Source organism: Mycolicibacterium hippocampi, assembly GCF_010723735.1.
GTDB classification, from domain to species: Bacteria; Actinomycetota; Actinomycetes; order Mycobacteriales; family Mycobacteriaceae; genus Mycobacterium; species Mycobacterium hippocampi.
The window spans coordinates 1660959-1677522 of sequence record NZ_BLLB01000002.1 but is presented as its reverse complement, the minus strand read 5'-3'; the positions used below and the strand labels follow the sequence as shown (position 1 = coordinate 1677522).

The window sequence follows — 16564 nt, the reverse complement described above, 5'->3', positions numbered from 1 at the left end:
CGCCAGGAGAGCCGGAGGACAACCATGAGCAACCGAACACCCGTCGTCACCGACATCACCGTCGTGCCGATCGCCGGCCGCGACAGCATGCTGCTGAATCTGTCCGGCGCCCACGGCCCGTTCTTCACCAGGAACCTGGTGATCATCGCCGATTCCGCGGGCAACACCGGTGTCGGCGAAGTCCCCGGCGGGGAGCCGATCCGCCGCACCCTCGAGGACGCCCGCGGGTTGATCACCGGTCGCGCTATCGGTGACTACCACGCCGTATTGGCCGACATGCGAAGCGCTTTCGCCGACCGAGACGCCGCCGGCCGCGGCGCGCAGACCTTCGACCTGCGCGTGATGGTGCACGCCGTGACCGCAGTCGAATCCGCGCTGCTCGACCTGCTCGGCCAGCACCTCGAGGTCCCGGTGGCGGCGCTGCTCGGCGACGGCCGGCAGCGCTCGCGGGTACAGGCCCTGGGATACCTGTTCTTCGTCGGCGACCGCACCAAGACGGATCTGGCCTACCGGTCCCCCGCCGACGAGGCCGCCGGCGGCGGCCCGGCCGACGAGTGGCTGCGGCTGCGCCACGAAGAGGCGCTGACCACCGAAGCCGTGGTCCGGCTGGCCGAAGCGGCACGGGCCCGGTACGGGTTTCGCGACTTCAAGCTCAAGGGCGGGGTGCTGCCTGCGCCGGAAGAGGCCAAAGCCGTCACCGCACTGGCCGAGCGGTTCCCCGATGCCCGGATCACGCTGGACCCCAACGGCGGCTGGCTGCTGGCCGACGCGATCAAGACGTGCCGGGAGTTGACCGACATGCTGGCCTACGCCGAGGATCCGGTCGGGCCCGAGGGCGGGTTCTCCGGCCGCGAGGTGATGGCGGAGTTCAAGCGCGCCACCGGGCTTTCGACGGCGACGAACATGATCGCCACCGACTGGCGGGAGATGGGGCATGCGATCCGCTCCGGCGCGGTGGACATCCCGCTGGCCGATCCGCACTTCTGGACGATGGCCGGCTCGGTGCGTGTGGCGCAGCTCTGTGACGCGTGGGGACTGACGTGGGGTTCGCACTCCAACAGCCACTTCGACGTGTCGCTGGCGATGTTCACCCACGTGGCCGCCGCAGCCCCCGGGCAGATCACCGCGATCGACACCCACTGGATCTGGCAGGACGGTCAGGCGATCACCACCGACCCGTTTGCGATCGTCGACGGCTACCTCACCGTGCCCGACGCCCCCGGGCTCGGTGTGCGGCTCGACGAATCCGCCGTGGCCGCGGCGCATGACCTGTACCGTCGCGAAGGACTGGGCGGTCGAGACGATGCGGTGGCCATGCAGTTCCTGATCCCGGGCTGGACGTTCGACAGCAAGCGTCCTGCCCTGCAACGAGGTTGACATGTTGATCGTCGTCGCGGACCCGAATGTGGTGCCGCACCGGGAGCGGTTCGAGGCCATCGTTCCTGCTGCCGCCGACATCCGCTGGCACATCGGTGGCGTGCCCGAGGCGCAGTTGCGCGACGCCGAGGTGTACGTCGGCAGCCGTTTCGATGCCGACATGGCGCGCAAAGCGCGCACGCTGCGCCTGATCCACGTCGTGGGAGCCGGTACGGACAAGATCGACTTCGCCGCTCTGTCGCCGGATATACTGGTGGCCAACACTTTCCACCATGGCCGGTCGATCGCCGAGTATGTCGTGTCGGCGGCGGTGATGTTGCGCCGCGGGTTCCTCACCCAGGACCGCTCACTTCGCGACAATGTGTGGGCGACACCGGTGTACGACAGCTCCATCCCCCAGCCACCCATCTTCGGGGACGCGCACATCGGGTTCGTCGGCTTCGGGCACATCGGACTACGCAGCTGGAACCTGTTGCGCCCGTTCGGGTGCACCGCCGCGGCGGTCACCGGTTCCGGTCGGGTGACCCTCGATGCCGGACTGCGCTGGGTCGGCGACACCGGTGACCTCGACCGGCTGATGCGCGAATGCGACGTGGCCGTGGTGTCGGCGCCGCTGAACGATCACACCCGGGGCATGATCGGCGAGCCGCAACTGAGGGCGCTTGGGCCCGACGGGGTGCTGATCAACGTGGGGCGTGGGCCGCTGATCCAGGAGCGGGCGCTCTACGACGCGCTCGCCGGCGGGGCGATCCGCGGCGCGGCGATCGACGTCTGGTACCGCTACCCCACCGACGGCGACTGTGCGCCAAGCGAACTGCCGTTCGCCGAACTGCCGAACCTGCTGATGACCCCGCACTCGTCGGGGGTCACCAGCGACACCTTCACCGGTCGTGTGGACGAGGTGGCGGCGAACATCTCGCGCCTGCAGCGTGGCGAGCCGCTGCGCAACCTGGTCCCCCGCTGACGCCGCGCCGGAACTGTATTCCAGGCGGGGCTCACTCGAAATTCCGCGCCTGGAATACCGTTCCGGCGGGAAGTGGGTCAGCCGTACGGGTCGGGTTCGTGGAACCGGTTGATGATCGGGATCCGTTCGATGATCCGGTCCCGTAGCCGGGGCTCCTGCTGCGGAATGGTCGACTGCGGCACCTGGGCGGGCGGCGGCAGCACCGGCGGCACATACACCGGCGCCGGATCCGGCGGCAGGTAGTTCGGCGGCGGCGCCGGCGGCACGTAGTCCGGCGCGGGCGGGACGTAGGCGGGTGCCGGCTGCACCCGCGGCGCCACGGGCGGCGGCGCTGCCGGCGCGGCGGGCGGCGGCGCTGCCGGCGCGGCGGGCGGCTCCACCATCAACGCGGCGTCGGGCACCGGGCCTTCCACGGCGACCGGTTCGGCTTCGGCGGGTGCCGGCGGCGGTGCGGCCGGCTCCGGGGCTGCCTCGGCGATCTTCGGCGACTTGGTCGGCACGGGGGCGGTGGCCTCGCGCACCTGTTGCTCCGAACGTGCCATCCGCGGCGCCTCGTCGTCCGGTGTCAGGGTCATCCCCAGCGCCGCCGACAACGACACCACGAACGTCACGACCGCGGCGGCCAGCACCGAGGCGAGCACCGCCGCCGGCGACAGGTGCCGCCGGGCCGGTGCGTCCTGGGCGTCCAGGATCGACACCGCCGCCGCAGACGCCAGCGCCGCTCCCCTGGCCAGCGCCAGATCGGCCTCGTCGGCGGAGATGACCGGCGCGTGCGTGCTCTGCTCGAGTGCGGACACCACGCCGTCGACGTCGCCCGACCCGACCACGAACACGGCATCGGGAACCAGTCCGTCGACGTCACCGAGCGCTGCGGCGTCGACCCGGTCGGCCGTCACCCCGTCCGGCGTGACCGAGGCGACGACCGCGACGCCGGGTTCCACGACGCACACCACCACCCGGTCGTATCCCGCAATGTCGGCGATGCCGCAGGTCAAAGCCTCTGCGGCCTCCAGGTCGGAGACCGCGATGACGTTCTGGGCCGCACGGTCGGTCAACGCCTGCCACACCGCGCTGGCGGTGGCCTCCGCGGCACCGGTCCAGGTGATGCCGATGGCGTGCACCGGCCGCGCCGCGGCCTTGTCGAACAATGCGTCGAGCAGCGAGTCAGCGTCGAAGGCCTCGTCGGCGGCGACGGGCAGCGACCCCCGGTCAAGGGTGGCGCCCTCGCCCGTCGTGCCTTCGACGAGCACCCAGCGAACCGATGAAGACGTCATCGACAAACCGAGCACGAGGTTCATGGAGCCCCCGATCTGTTTGCGATCAACCGACGACTTTACCGTTTCCCGGATACGGCGGTGAGCCGATGGTCCGAACCTCACGGCCGAGGCGGCCGAACTCGGACGGAGAGCTGCCGGTGAGCCGGGTGAACGCGGTGGTGAACGCGCTGGCGGAGTGATATCCGACACGGCCGGCGACCTGCGCGGTGGACAGGTGTTCGGTCCGGAGCAGCTCCTTGGCGAGCGCCATCCGCCACTGTTGGAGGTACTGCATCGGCGGCACCCCGATGGTCGCGGTGAACCGCTGGGCGAACACCGCCCGGGACACCGCGGCGGTGCGCGCGAGGTGTTCGACGGTCCACCCACGGGTGATGTCGGCATGCAGTGCCCGCAGTGCCGGCGCCAGCACGGGATCCGCCAGCCCCGCGATCAGCCCCCGCTGCCCACTGCCCAGCGGTGCCGGGTGCACGCGCATGGCCTCGATCAACAACACCTCGACCAGGCGCTGCAGGATCACGTCGCGGCAGGCAGCAGAGGTGTCCGCCTCGTCGGCGATGAGCTCGACGATCCGGCTCAGCCGCGCCGATCCCGGCTCGTCACGGCGGACGAGGACCACCCGCGGCAGCAGCGAGACCAGCAGCGGCGCGTTGGCGGGATCGAACCGGAAGTAGCCACCCAGCATCCGCATCGTCTCCGGCGCGGTGGCGCAGCCGTGGCGGGTGTGCCGGGAGTGGTCGAGTCCGGCGAAGGTGGGCGCAGCCGCACCGCCGTCGCCGAGGGTGAAGCCCGGCGTCTCCGGGAACAGCAGGAAGTCACCCTGAGACAGCTCGACGGGATCGAGCCCGTCCGGTTCGAGCACGCACGACCCCTGCAGCATCAGGCAGAACGCGGGGTCGCCGTAGCGGGGCTTGCGCACGCTCCACTCCCCTGCCCCGGTGACGATCTTCGACAGCACGGCCTCCGGGTGCAGCAGCGACATCAGCGCATCCATCGGACCGGCGTCGGGCGTCCCCACACGGCAACGCTAGCCGAACAGCGACTCCTGGTTTGGCTGTGCGAGGGCCACTGCGTCCGCGCCCGCGGGGAACCTGAGGCGCTCCGAGTCATCGGTGGCTGCGTGGAACACGACGTCGGCGACGTCCTGCGGCGTGGTCACCGCCGCCGGTTGGGCGAACGAGTTCATGATGGGCTCGGCGAAAGATTGGTACTGCGGCGGGATCAGCCCGGCCATCCGCTCGGATCCGTTGCTGGCGAAGGCTGTCGACGGGCCGTAGCCCGGCTCGACGAGCCTGACCCGGACATCGAAGTAACCGAGTTCCAGCGACAGCGACGCCGTGAACCCTTCGACCGCCATCTTGCTGGCGGTGTAGACCGCCGCCAGCGGCATCGGGGTGAGTGTCACGCTGGAGGTGACGTTGACGATGGTGCCCGAGCGCCGCGCACGCATCTGGGGCACCACGGCCTGCGTCATGGCGATGGTGCCAAAGGTGTTGGTCTCGAACAGTTCTCGGGTCGAATCCAGCGGTGTGGCCTCGAAGGCGCCGACAAGTCCGATGCCGGCGTTGTTGACGAGCACGTCGATCGGCCCGACGTCGCGGACCGCGGCCGCGATGCTGTCGGGCTTGGTCACATCGAGGGCGACCACGCGGATCCGCTCCGAGCGGGGCAGCACGTCCTCGCGCGGAGAACGCATGGTGGCGACGACATTCCACCCCTCGTCGTGGAAGCGATGCGCGGTCGCCAAACCGTAGCCGGACGAGCAACCGGTGATGAGCACAGTGGTCATACGTCCGAAGCTAGAAGCGGCCGCGCCGGCCGACAAGACGTCAGCGTCTGCGATCGGTTCGCGATCGTCTGGCGGCGCGGAGGCTATCCGGCGTGCAGGTTCGGGCGATCCGGATGCTCGGCGTGCCACTGGCGTTCGACGCGCTTGACCCGTTGGTGCTCCAACGTGATCAGCAGTGCGCCTGCGGTGACGAGCGCCCCGGCGATCAGGCCGAGGATCAACGACACGTCACGGCTTCCGTACGCGGTCGCTGCGACCGTGCCGGCGATCAGCACGGTGCCGACGCCGATGAGGATCAACCCGGGCAACCAGAGCGTGTCGATGAACGATTCACCGGCATGCGGTTGATACGTGCGGGCGTGGTCTACCGGATCCCGGTGCGCGCCTTTCATCGCATCCCCTTTCCTGGAGTAATGCCTCCAGGTTACGCCTGTTGTGAAGTGGATCACAGTGACGAAGAGGTGACGCCTCACGCCTTCCAGGCAAGGATGCGCTGGGCCAGTTCGGGCCCGCAGTCCTCCTGCACGAAATGGCTGCCGTGCAGCCGGGCATGCGGTTGGCCCGCGGCACCCGGCACATGCTGGATCAGCGGCTGGTCGGCACGGCCCAGGATCGGATCTTTGGCACCGAACAGCGCCAGCAGCGGTTTGTCCCAGCGGCCCAGCACCTCCCAGGCGGCGCGGTTGGCCGGCACCGCGGGATCGTCGGGCGAGGTGGGCACCAGTTGCGGGAAGGCGCGCGCCCCGGCCTGGTAACGCTTGTCGGGAAACGGTGCGTCGTAACCCGCGCGGACCGCGGCGGGCACCTTGGTGACCGTCCCGACGCCGACGAGGCGGCCCGCGGGCAGCTTCGGCGAGTACTTCGCGAACGCCCGCCAGATCCGGAACGCCGGGGGCACCGGCCGGTCGGCGGTCGGCAGGAACCCGTTGGCCACCACCACCCGCGCGAACCGGGCGCCGTGCTCGGCGACGATCCGCAACCCGATCAGCGAGCCCCAGTCCTGCACCACGACGGTGACACCGGTCAGGTCCAACGCCTCGAACCACGACGTCACCCACTGCACGTGCCGCAGGTAGGTGTAGTCGTCGATGTGACCGGGCTTGTCGGAGCGGCCGAATCCGATCAGGTCGGGTGCGAGCACCCGGTAGCCCGCCTCGACCAGCGGCGGGATCATCGTCCGGTACAGGTAGCTCCAGGTCGGCTCGCCGTGCAGTAGCACCACGGGGGTGCCGTCCCGGGGGCCCTCGTCGACGTAGTGCATCCGCAGCGCCGGGGTGTCGGTGGCGGCGACGTCGACGTAGTGCGGCTCGAACGGGTAGCCGACCAGATCGGCGAAGCGGTCTTCGGGGGTGCGCAGAATTTTCATGGTGCGACGACGCTAACGCGCCGCCATGCCCGGCGGAAGGGAAGCGACAGCCGCCGGGTCAGCAGGGCGGCAGGTAGTGGATGGTCGGCCGCCCCGGCCCCGCCCCGTCGGGGTTCACCCGGACGTCGACCTCCCAGACGGCGGCGATCAGTTCCGGGGTGAGGACTTCGGCCGGCGTCCCGGTTGCTGCGACGCGGCCACCGCAGAGGACGACCAACCGGTCACAGAACAGCCCGGCCAGCGACAAGTCGTGCAGGGTGACCACAGTGGTCACCGGCAGCTCGCGGATGAGGGCGAGCAATTCGACCTGGTGGCGGATGTCGAGGTGGTTGGTGGGCTCGTCGAAGAGCAGTTCACGCGGCTGCTGGGCGAGCGCCCTGGCGATGTGGACACGTTGCTGTTCGCCGCCGGACAGCGTGCGCCAATCCCGGCTGCGCAACTGCGATGTGCCGGTCTGCCGCATGGCCCGCTCGACGGCCTCGGCATCTGCCCCATCGTCACCGCGCCAGATCCCGCGGTGCGGGATCCGGCCCAGACTGATGATTTCCTCCACGGTCAGGTCGAGGACGGTGTTCGCCTGCTGTTCGACGACCGCGATGCGGCGGGCGACACTGCGCCGACGCAGATCGGGCAGCGGCCGGCCTTCCAGCAGCACCGTGCCACCGGTGGGCCGTCGCAGTCCGGCAAGCAACCGCAACAGTGACGACTTCCCCGCTCCGTTGGGTCCGAGCAGGCCGAGGGTCTCGCCTTCCGCCACCATCAGCGAGACACCGTCGACGATGAGCCTGCCACTCGTCGACCACGTCACGGCGTCGGCGGTGATCATCGGATCCGCCTGCGGCGCGCCAGGATCAGCGCGAACGCCGGAACGCCGACCAGTGCGGTGACGACGCCGACCGGTAGTTCCTGCGGGGCGAAGACCGTTCGGGCGGCGGCGTCCACCCATACCAGGAAGATCGCCCCGACGAGCCCGCTGACCAGCAGCAACCTCCTGTGCAGCGGTCCGGCGATGATGCGTGCCGCGTGGGGCAGCACAAGCCCCACGAACCCGATCGCTCCTGCGGCGCTGACCAGCACCGCGGTCAGCAGCGCTGTCACCACCATCAACAGGATGCGCACCCGCGTCACCGGAATACCCAGCGCCGCGGCAGCGTCATTGCCGAAGGCGAAGGCGTCCAGCGCATCGGACTGCGTCAGACAGATGAGCAAGGCGAGGGCACAGATCGCTCCGCACACTGCAACTTGATCCCAGCCGGCGCCACCGAGGGAGCCGAGCAGCCAGAACAGCACACCCCGGGTCTGTTGAGCATCGGCCGACGAGAACACGATGAACGCGGTGATGGCCGAAAAGAGTTGCGTGCCGGCGATACCGGCGAGCACCAGGCGATCCGTTCCGCCTCCGGCCAGCACCGCAAGTGTCAGGACGAACAAGAACGCTGCCAACGCCCCCACGAAAGCGCCGCTCGAAAGGCTCAGCGTGCCACCCAGTCCGGTGACGATCACCAACACCGCACCGGTCGAAGCACCTGACGAGATCCCGAGGATGAAGGGGTCGGCGAGCGGGTTGCGCATCAGCGACTGCAGCACCACCCCGCAGATCGCCAACCCGGCACCGCAGACCGCTGCCAGCAGCGCGCGCGGGAGCCGCAACTGCCAGATGATTCCCTCGTCGATCACGGTCATGTCCGAGGGCGCGTTCCACAGGTTTCGGGCGATGACCGTGTACACATCGCGCAGCCCGAGGTCGGCGGGGCCGATGGTGATGGCGGCAGCGATCGACAGAAGAAGTCCCCCCACACCGATGATCGTGCCGAGCAGCATCCCGGCAGCGCCATCGCCGCCGCGGCGGACAACTCGGGGGTGACGCACGCCCTCCGGCGACGTGGTCACGCTCATTCCAGGCCGGGCAGGACATCACGCAGCCCGGCAGCCAGTGCCTCGACGGCGTCGACGTTTCGCAATGACGGGTCCATCGCGCTGCCCGGCAACACGATCCACCGGCGCTCGCGGACCGCGGTCAGGCGACGGGCCACCGGGTCGGACTCGAGAAACCGGATCTTGGCTTCGGCACTGTCACCGTCGTCGCCGCGGGTCAGGTCGGCGAGGACGAGCACGTCGGGATCACGGTCGAGGATCGACTCCCAGGAGATCTCCGGCCACAGCTGCCGGTTGTCGGCGAAGGCGTTGGTGGCCCCCACGGCGTCGGTGATGATGCCGGGAGCTCCACAGCAACCGGCGATGTAGGGCGTGCGGGTCGCCGAGTACCACCACATCAGCGTGACACCTTCGGCGTCGAGGCCGTCGGAAGCTTCGGCGCTGCGGGAACGCAATGACGCCACCAGGTCATCACCCCGCTCCGGCACACCGAATATGGTTGCCAGGTCGGCGATCTCGGCGTAGAGGTCGTCGAGAGTGAGCGACCTGTCCTGGAGCGCGTCCTGTCCCCCGCACTCGCTCGAGGACTGATATGTGGGTACGCCGAGCCGTTCGAACTGTTCTCGCGGCGCCACACCTTCGTCGGTGAACGACCAGTCGAACGTCGCGTAGACGAAGTCCGGTTTCTCGGCGAGCACGCGTTCCAAAGACGGGAAATCGTGGCTGAGAACCGGGACTTCGGCATTGGCTGCTGCCAGCTGCGGCAGGACCGGGTCGCTCCACGACGCGCTGCCCGCCATCTGATCGGACAGTCCCAGCGTCAACAGCAGCTCGGTGGCCGGCTGATTGATCGAGATGGCGCGCTGCGGCGGCGACTCCACGACCACGGTTCGTCCGCAGTTCTGCACACTGACGGGGTAACCGATGGCCGCCGTGCCGGCGTCGTCACTGCGGGCGTCGACACCCGAGTCGCGGATCGGGGCGCCGCATCCGGTCATCAGAACGACTGCCGACAGCGAGAGAGCAAGAATGCGGGAGCACTCGGACACACTGGTGCCTTTCGACTGGGGACTCGATCGCGGAGTCCGTTCCATTGCCGAGCTCGACGCGCCGGTGCGCAGCAAGCCCGAGCCAGCAGGTATTCGGACTCGGGATCGTCCGGCCGGAGCGCCTTCCCAGCCCCGAAGAGGGCAAGTGGCCATTGCTCCGCCCGTCCCCCATACCGCTGCGCGTCAGCTCCGGCCTCTCACCGGATTCCCTGACCCAACCGAGGTGGGTACGACTGGCTCGAGCGGACCATACCAATGAGCCGTCGGTGTTTCCCGATGCGTCTCGGCGGAAGCTGTGCTGCGACCTCGCCAGACGAGTAGGCCCCACTTTATTGATAATCATTTTCAATAAGGTAGCAGCCCGGTGACTCGGGGGCGGCCGCTGCCCGCGTCAGACGTAGTCGCCGAGCGGGACGGTGCCCAAACCGAAAATCTGACGGCGAGTTTGCTGGCAACAGCCCGACGGGTATCAGACCGTTACCCGACCGTTGGGAGCGCACGACTAATCTGTCGGGGCGGCCTCCTCGAGGGGTGCCGGCAGTCGCACCGAGCGGCTGACGAAGGAAAGGTTGGGTGTCGCTCGATGGGTTCAGCCGATCGGCTCGAACGCTGGGAGTCCCGCAGCGAGTGGGCGCTAGCCGCGGTGGCGGTCGTCTTCCTCGCCGTCTACTCGATCCAGGTGCTCACCACCCCCGATCGCGGGGTGACGAACCTGCTCAACGGCGTGATGTCGCTGCTGTACCTGGTGTTCGTCGTCGACTACGTCGTCCGGCTGACGTTGGCGCCCCAGCGCGCGCGGTGGTTCTTCCGGCATCTGCTCGACCTGGCCATCGTGGTGCTGCCGTTCCTGCGGCCGCTCCGGCTGCTGCGACTGGTGGTGCTGGTCAAGGTGCTGCACCGGGCGGGGGGCGACGCCATCCGCGGGCGGGTCGCGGCCTACACCGCCGGCAGCGCGATCCTGCTGGTCTACGTCGCGTCGCTGGCGATGCTGGAGACCGAACGCAACGCCCCGGACTCCACGATCACCAATTTCGGTACCGCAGTCTGGTGGTCGATCACCACCGTCACCACCGTCGGCTACGGCGACACCTACCCGGTGACCGGAGCCGGCCGGGTGATCGCGGTGTTGCTGATGATCGGCGGCATCAGCCTCATCGGTGTCATCACCGCGACGGTGGCCTCGTGGATCGTGGAACGGGTGTCCGAGGAGGACACCGCCAGCCGCGCCGCCACCGCCGCCCAGATCGACGACCTGCGCGACGAGATCCGACAACTGTCGGTTCAGCTCAGCGACCGGGAGTCGGCCCGCGAAGAGTCGTGGTCGTCTCGCTGACTCGACTCACCCGCTGTCGATGCGGCTGCGGGCGATCCGCCTGACCCGAGGTGAGATCCGGGCCGGAGCCGCCCGTCCGGCGATCAGGGTGGCGACGGGTCCGATGAACGCCAGGACGAACACGTACGGCATCGCGATGGATTCGATCATCGGGATCGAGGCGCCGACGAGGGCGATGATCACCAGCGAGAACTCGCCCCGCACGATCAGCGCGGTGCCCGCTCGCCACTGAGCCCGCCGGGCCACACCCTCCCGGCGCGCCGCGTACATGCCGGAGGCGACCTTCGTGGCCGCGGTGACCACCGCCAGCAGCACCGCCGCCGGCAACATCGGGATCATCGACGCAGGCACCACCTCCAGCCCGATCGCGACGAAGAAGATCGCGGCGAACAGGTCGCGCAGCGGGCTGAGCACTTCTCGGGCGCGTTCGGCCGACTCCCCGGTCAGCGTCAGACCCACCAGGAACGCGCCGACCGCAGCGGAGACGTGGACGTATTCGGCCAGACCGGCGACCACCAGCGCCACCCCGAGCACCCGCAGCAGCAGCAGCTCGGAATCCGGGGGAGCCATCAGCCGCGCCACCACATGCCCCCAGCGATACGACCCGAGGAAGGCCAGCGCCAGCGCCACCATGGCGATCGCCATCCCGACCACGGCCTGCCACCACTCGCCGCCCGCGGCCAGCACGGCCAGCAGCGGCAGGTAGGCGGCCATCGCAAAATCCTCGAGAACGAGCACCGCCAGCACCGCCGGGGTCTCCCGGTTACCCAGCCGCCGCAGGTCGGTCAGCAGTCGCGACACCACGCCCGACGAGGAGATGTAGGTGATCCCCGCCATCGCCAGGATCCCGACGAAGTCGAAGCCCAACAGCCATCCGGCGATCGCCCCGGGGGTGGCGTTGAACGCCAGATCCACCCACGCCGACGGCAGGTGCTTGCGCAGGCTGGCGGCGAACTCGCTGACCGAGAACTCCAGGCCCAGCGTGAGCAGCAGCAGGACGACGCCGACGGTGGCGCCGGTCTGGATGAACTCGACCACCGAGTCGTCCAGCGGCAGGCCGCCGTCGTGCAGTGCCAGTCCTGCCAGCAGATACAACGGGATCGGGGACAGCGATACCCGCCGTGCCAGTGCGCCCAGAACCGTCAGAACGACCAGCAACAGGCCGATCTCGACCAGGAACGCAACCGAGCCATGCACCTGCTCAGCCCTTGTCGAAGATGTGCTCGACCTGGGTGATGCCGTCGGCGGTTCCGATGACGACCAGGACGTCCCCGGCGCGCAGCACGTCGGTGGGCCCGGGTGACGGCAGCACCTCCTCGTCGCGCACGATCGCGACGATCGACGACCCGGTCCGGGTGCGCACCCGGGCGTCACCGAGAGGGTGTTCGGCGTAGGGACTACCCGGGTCCACCGACACCTGGCCGGCATCGAGGCCGGGCACCTCGTGGGTGAGGTCGGCGAACCGTTCGGCGATGCGGGGGGCACCCAGGATCTGCGCCAGCGCCTCGGCTTCCTCCACGCTGAGGTGGAACAGCGGCTGGGCGACGTCGGGGTCCTCGGCCGCGTACAGCACCACCTCGAAGTCTCCGGCCCGTTTGGCGACCACGCCGATGCGATCACCGTCGGAGTTGTCGAACTCGTAGCGCAGCCCCACGCCGGGCAACAGCACCTCGTTGACGTCCATGCCCCAATCTTGGCCGATCCGACTTCGCCTGCGACTCGCGGGCGTCGTTCATACTGTGCCGATGACGGGCGAGGACGCCGAACGGTTGTCCGAGGACGACGCGCGCATCCTGGGCCTGGAGTCCGATGCCATCACCGGCCACACCCTCAAGCTGATGGTGCTCGAACCGGGCGGGCAACCGCTGGACCTGAACCGGTTGCGCCGCACCGTCTCCGGTCGGCTTGCCGGGCAACCTCGCGCCACCCAGCGGGTGGTCGACGACAGTGACGGGCCCCGGTGGGCCCACGACCCCGACTTCGACATCACCACCCACGTCCGGCGCAGGGCCACGTCCACCGACCTGTGGCACACCGTCGGCGAGTTGATGGCCGAGCACCTCGACCACAGCCGGCCGCTGTGGGCGTTCGACGTCATCGGACCACTGGCCGACGGACGCGAGGTGATCGCGGCCCGCATCCACCACGCGATGGCGGACGGGATCGCCGGGGTCAGATTCCTGGACTCGGTGCTGTTCGACCCCCACCCCGACCCGCCGGCACGCGTCGGCACCGGCCGGGCCGCGGCTTCGTCGCGGCTGACCGAGGCACGCCGGATGCCAGAGGCGCTGCTGCGGGAACTCGGCCGGCCCGTCCCGCGGTCGCCGTTCGACCGGCCCGTCGGTGCCGCCCGCGAACTCGCGTTCACCGTGGTGCCGCTCGCGGGCTTGAAGGCGGTCGGCGCGTCGCGACCGGACCGCGCGACGGTCAACGACGTGTTGCTGGCCGTGGTTGCCGGTGGGCTGCGCGACTGGCTGAGCCCGGACGGGGCGGCGGTGCACGGGCTGCGGGCCCAGGTGCCCGTGAGCCTGCACCACCGTGACGAGGCCGCAGCCGACATGGGGAACCGGGACTCGTTCATCAACGTCGATCTGCCGCTTGCAGAAAGGGATCCGCTGACCCGGCTCGACCTGATCCGCGCCGAGACCGCCCGCCGCAAGCAACTCGGTGACGCCGAGGAACTCTTCGATCTCTTCCACGCGCTCGGCCGGCTTCGGCATGTCGGTGCCGCCGCCCAACGGCTGGCCGGCAGCGCCAGGGAGTTCAGCGTGGCCATCTCGAATGTGCCCGGGCCTGGGGCGTCCGTCGGTGTCGCCGGCAGGCGGGTGCTGCACCTGTTCTCGTCCTCGGAGCCCGCCGTGCACCACGCGCTGCGGATCTCGGCCATCTCGTGCGCCGGTGACGTCGGGATCGGCCTGTGCACCGACCCGCACGCGCTGCCGGACGTGGCCCGGCTCGCCGACCGGATCGAGGCGTCCTACACCGAACTGCATACCGCCGCGTTGAGGTGAATGCCTTGTGCGCAGAGAGGGGTCATCCATGACGACCAGCACCGTGACATGCCCGAAGTGCGGTCGGCGCAACCGTGTTGCTGCCGGCGGGAGCGGCAGGCCACGCTGCGGCCAGTGCCGGCAGTGGCTGCCGTGGATCACCTCGGCCGGCGACGGTGACTTCACCGATGTCGTGGAGAGCGCGTCGGTGCCGGTGCTCGTCGACCTGTGGGCCACTTGGTGTGGACCCTGCCGCATGGTGAGCCCGGCACTGGAGCAGCTCGCCGGCGAACGCGCCGGTGGGCTCAAACTCGTCAAGATCGACGTCGACGCCGCGCCGGGGCTCTCGCGGCGTTTCGACGTGAGCGCGGTTCCGACGTTGTTGCTGATCGACCACGGCCGCGTCCTGGCCCGCAAAGCAGGCGCGGCACCGCTGGCCGCGCTGCGCAGCTGGCTGGACGAGTCGCTGGCGACCTGAACCGCAACCGGTTCGGCGGGCACCCGCTGACCTGAATGTGACGGATTGCCGGCCTTCGGGCGAAACCGCTGTGGCCGGCAAGTCGGCGGAAATACAGTTTGCCTAGCTGTGGGCGATCGCTGAACACGGGTGCAGGCGGGGCTTCGCGGTGGTGTTCGCAAGGAGGCGACATGGGGGGATCAGCAGCCATCGCGAGGACGGACCGGCCGGGGAGTCGCTACATCGGGCGGGTCGGCGGATTGGCGTTTGCTCTGGGGATCGGCGCGGCGGTGCTCGCGGGAGCGGGTGCGGCGTCGGCGGACACGTCGGACTCGGATGGGGGTGCTTCGTCGTCTAGTTCGGCGTCGTCCTCGTCGTCGCAGTCGTCGCAGACGCCGGGCACCGACGCGGGTCCGGCCGAGACCACCGAGACGAAGCGTTCGACTGAATCCGAAGCGGAGTCGCACGCAGAAGCAGAGGCAGACGAACAAGCCGAGCAAGCCGACGCCGACTCGGATGCTGCAGCCGAAGAGGCCGAAGAGGCGCCTGGAGAGGAGATCGAAAGTGATCCTCCCACCGAGGTTTCCGACGAGGCACCGCCGAAGTCCCGGTCCGCTTCACAGGAGGAAGTCGACCCCGACGAGTCGGCAGCAACCCTGAGCGCGAATGTCGCTGCGGCCGTGGAGGAACCGAGCCCGTTCGAGCGTTTCTTCGAAAATCAGAGCCCCACCCTGGATCACGACCCGGCCGAGAACACCGTCGTCGAAGGTCGCATCGTGGGTGACCTGCATGCCGAGGACCCCGACTCGACCCGGCTGACGTACACCGCGACCAGGCCCACCCACGGGACCGTGGTGATCAACCCTGACGGCACCTTTGCCTACACCCCCGGCGCGTCGTACGCCGGACAGGACAGGTTCGACGTCACCGTCAGCGACGCCCGCAGCGGATTCCACATCCACGGCTTCGCCGGTCTGCTCAACCTGCTGTCCTTCGGGCTTCTCGGTAGCAGCGGCCACCGCACCACCGAGACCGTGTTCATCGGCTTCGAGCGCGCCGTCGTCGTGTCGGGTCTGAACACGCCGGTGGACAGCCGGTTCCTGCCGGACGGCCGGATCGTCGTCGCCGAGAAGGGCGGCGCGATCAAGATCGTCGAGGACGGTGTGCTGCGCGAGCAGCCGCTGATCACGCTGTCGGTCAACACGCTCGGCGAGCGGGGTGTCAGCGGGCTGGCCGTCGACCCCGACTTCGCCACCAACGGGCACCTGTACGTCGCCTACACCACCTCGACGCTGCGCAATCGGTTGTCGCGGGTGACGGTGGTCGGCAACACCGCCGGCTCGGAGCTGGTGCTGCTGCAGTCCACCGAATCCGCGGCGTTCAACCATCAGGGCGGCGCGCTGGGTTTCGGACCGGACGGCAAACTGTACTGGGGTCTAGGTGACAACGGTTCCGGGTCGAACTCGCAGAACCTGACGAACCTGCACGGCAAGATCATCCGGATCAACCCCGACGGCACCACACCGTCGGACAACCCGGATCTGGGCGCCGGAGCGCTGCCGCAGCTCTACGCGTACGGACTGCGAAATCCGTTCCGGCTGACGTTCACTCCGGGCGGCGGCCTGCTGGTCGCCGACGTGGGTGCGGCATCCTTCGAGGAGGTCAACCTGGTGACGGCCGGCGGGGACTACGGCTGGCCGGACGCCGAAGGTGTCTGTAACACGTGCTCGTCGATCAACCCGATCTACACCTATCCGCGCGGCAGCGGCGCGGCCATCACCTCGGTGCTGGTCTACGACGGGGACACGTTCGGCCCCGACTATCTGAACAAAGTCTTCATCGCCGACCTGGTGCAGGGCTGGATCAAGGTGCTGACGTGCACGCCGGAGTTCACGTCGTGCGGCGATCCGCAGGACTTCGATCCGGATGCCGGCTCGACCGTGCTGCTTCTGCAGGGGCCCGACGGCAACGTCTACCAGCTGACATACAACCCAGGCGAGCTGGTGCGGATCGCGCCGGCGGGCACCGCATCGTCGCTGGGCGAACTGCTGTGAGAGCGCCTGATGGACTTTCACCATCGCGGCTGAGAC

General features: G+C 69.3%; 16 protein-coding genes and 1 riboswitch. Of the genes, 6 read left to right on the top strand and 10 right to left on the bottom strand.

Going from position 1 to position 16564, the window contains the following annotated elements; all coding sequences use genetic code 11:
- Window positions 1-24: 24 nt before the first annotated feature.
- On the top strand, window positions 25-1377 hold the full coding sequence (locus tag G6N53_RS09230) for an enolase C-terminal domain-like protein (protein WP_163888205.1): 1353 nt from the start codon (window positions 25-27) through the stop codon (window positions 1375-1377).
- Window position 1378: 1 nt separating this feature from the next.
- A complete protein-coding gene (locus tag G6N53_RS09225) occupies window positions 1379-2341 on the top strand; it encodes a 2-hydroxyacid dehydrogenase (RefSeq protein WP_163888204.1) in 963 nt (320 codons plus the stop codon).
- A 77-nt stretch (window positions 2342-2418) separates the two neighbouring features.
- Here G6N53_RS09225 and G6N53_RS09220 read toward each other — a convergent pair whose 3' ends face one another.
- The 8 genes from G6N53_RS09220 to G6N53_RS09185 form a co-directional block, all read right to left on the bottom strand.
- Window positions 2419-3639: a DUF7159 family protein gene (locus G6N53_RS09220; RefSeq protein WP_163888203.1), complete on the bottom strand. Its 1221-nt coding sequence runs from the start codon at window positions 3637-3639 to the stop codon at window positions 2419-2421.
- A gap of 22 nt (window positions 3640-3661) precedes the next feature.
- On the bottom strand, window positions 3662-4609 hold the full coding sequence (locus tag G6N53_RS09215) for an AraC family transcriptional regulator (protein ID WP_163895666.1): 948 nt from the start codon (window positions 4607-4609) through the stop codon (window positions 3662-3664).
- A 33-nt stretch (window positions 4610-4642) separates the two neighbouring features.
- Window positions 4643-5404, bottom strand: a complete 762-nt coding sequence (locus G6N53_RS09210) for an SDR family oxidoreductase (protein ID WP_163888202.1) — start codon at window positions 5402-5404, stop codon at window positions 4643-4645.
- Window positions 5405-5487: 83 nt separating this feature from the next.
- Window positions 5488-5796: a protein UsfY gene (gene usfY / locus G6N53_RS09205; protein WP_163888201.1), complete on the bottom strand. Its 309-nt coding sequence runs from the start codon at window positions 5794-5796 to the stop codon at window positions 5488-5490.
- Window positions 5797-5873: 77 nt separating this feature from the next.
- Window positions 5874-6770 carry a haloalkane dehalogenase gene (locus G6N53_RS09200; protein WP_163888200.1) on the bottom strand — a complete coding sequence of 299 codons (897 nt, stop codon included), beginning with the start codon at window positions 6768-6770 and terminating at the stop codon, window positions 5874-5876.
- Between the two features lie 58 nt (window positions 6771-6828).
- Entirely contained in the window at window positions 6829-7596 is a 768-nt protein-coding gene (locus G6N53_RS09195; RefSeq protein WP_163888199.1) for an ABC transporter ATP-binding protein, read from the bottom strand.
- A complete protein-coding gene (locus tag G6N53_RS09190; protein WP_163895663.1) occupies window positions 7593-8591 on the bottom strand; it encodes a FecCD family ABC transporter permease in 999 nt (332 codons plus the stop codon). The genes G6N53_RS09195 and G6N53_RS09190 overlap by 4 nt, the downstream gene beginning before the upstream one ends.
- A gap of 71 nt (window positions 8592-8662) precedes the next feature.
- Complete coding sequence (locus G6N53_RS09185; protein WP_163888198.1) at window positions 8663-9643, bottom strand: ABC transporter substrate-binding protein; 981 nt, start codon at window positions 9641-9643, stop codon at window positions 8663-8665.
- 118 nt (window positions 9644-9761) lie between these two features.
- A riboswitch (cobalamin riboswitch) is annotated at window positions 9762-9947 on the bottom strand.
- 330 nt (window positions 9948-10277) lie between these two features.
- On the opposite strand from G6N53_RS09185, the gene G6N53_RS09180 reads away from it, so the two are divergent.
- Window positions 10278-11027 (top strand): potassium channel family protein, encoded by a 750-nt coding sequence (locus G6N53_RS09180; protein WP_163888197.1) that lies wholly within the window; start codon window positions 10278-10280, stop codon window positions 11025-11027.
- A gap of 6 nt (window positions 11028-11033) precedes the next feature.
- On the opposite strand, the gene G6N53_RS09175 is transcribed toward G6N53_RS09180, so the two are convergent.
- Together G6N53_RS09175 and G6N53_RS09170 are read right to left on the bottom strand one after the other, a co-directional pair.
- Window positions 11034-12224, bottom strand: a complete 1191-nt coding sequence (locus tag G6N53_RS09175) for a cation:proton antiporter (protein ID WP_163888196.1) — start codon at window positions 12222-12224, stop codon at window positions 11034-11036.
- Between the two features lie 4 nt (window positions 12225-12228).
- Window positions 12229-12711, bottom strand: coding sequence for a cation:proton antiporter regulatory subunit (locus G6N53_RS09170; RefSeq protein ID WP_163888195.1), 483 nt, complete (start codon window positions 12709-12711; stop codon window positions 12229-12231).
- Window positions 12712-12772: 61 nt separating this feature from the next.
- On the opposite strand from G6N53_RS09170, the gene G6N53_RS09165 reads away from it, so the two are divergent.
- From G6N53_RS09165 to G6N53_RS09155, 3 genes are all read left to right on the top strand, one after another.
- The gene (locus G6N53_RS09165) at window positions 12773-14038 is read left to right on the top strand and encodes a wax ester/triacylglycerol synthase domain-containing protein (RefSeq protein WP_163888194.1); all 1266 of its coding nucleotides are present in this window, start codon (window positions 12773-12775) and stop codon (window positions 14036-14038) included.
- 28 nt (window positions 14039-14066) lie between these two features.
- Window positions 14067-14495: a thioredoxin gene (gene trxA, locus G6N53_RS09160; RefSeq protein ID WP_163888193.1), complete on the top strand. Its 429-nt coding sequence runs from the start codon at window positions 14067-14069 to the stop codon at window positions 14493-14495.
- A gap of 170 nt (window positions 14496-14665) precedes the next feature.
- The gene (locus G6N53_RS09155; protein ID WP_163888192.1) at window positions 14666-16528 is read left to right on the top strand and encodes a PQQ-dependent sugar dehydrogenase; all 1863 of its coding nucleotides are present in this window, start codon (window positions 14666-14668) and stop codon (window positions 16526-16528) included.
- The last annotated feature ends 36 nt before the right edge of the window (window positions 16529-16564 follow it).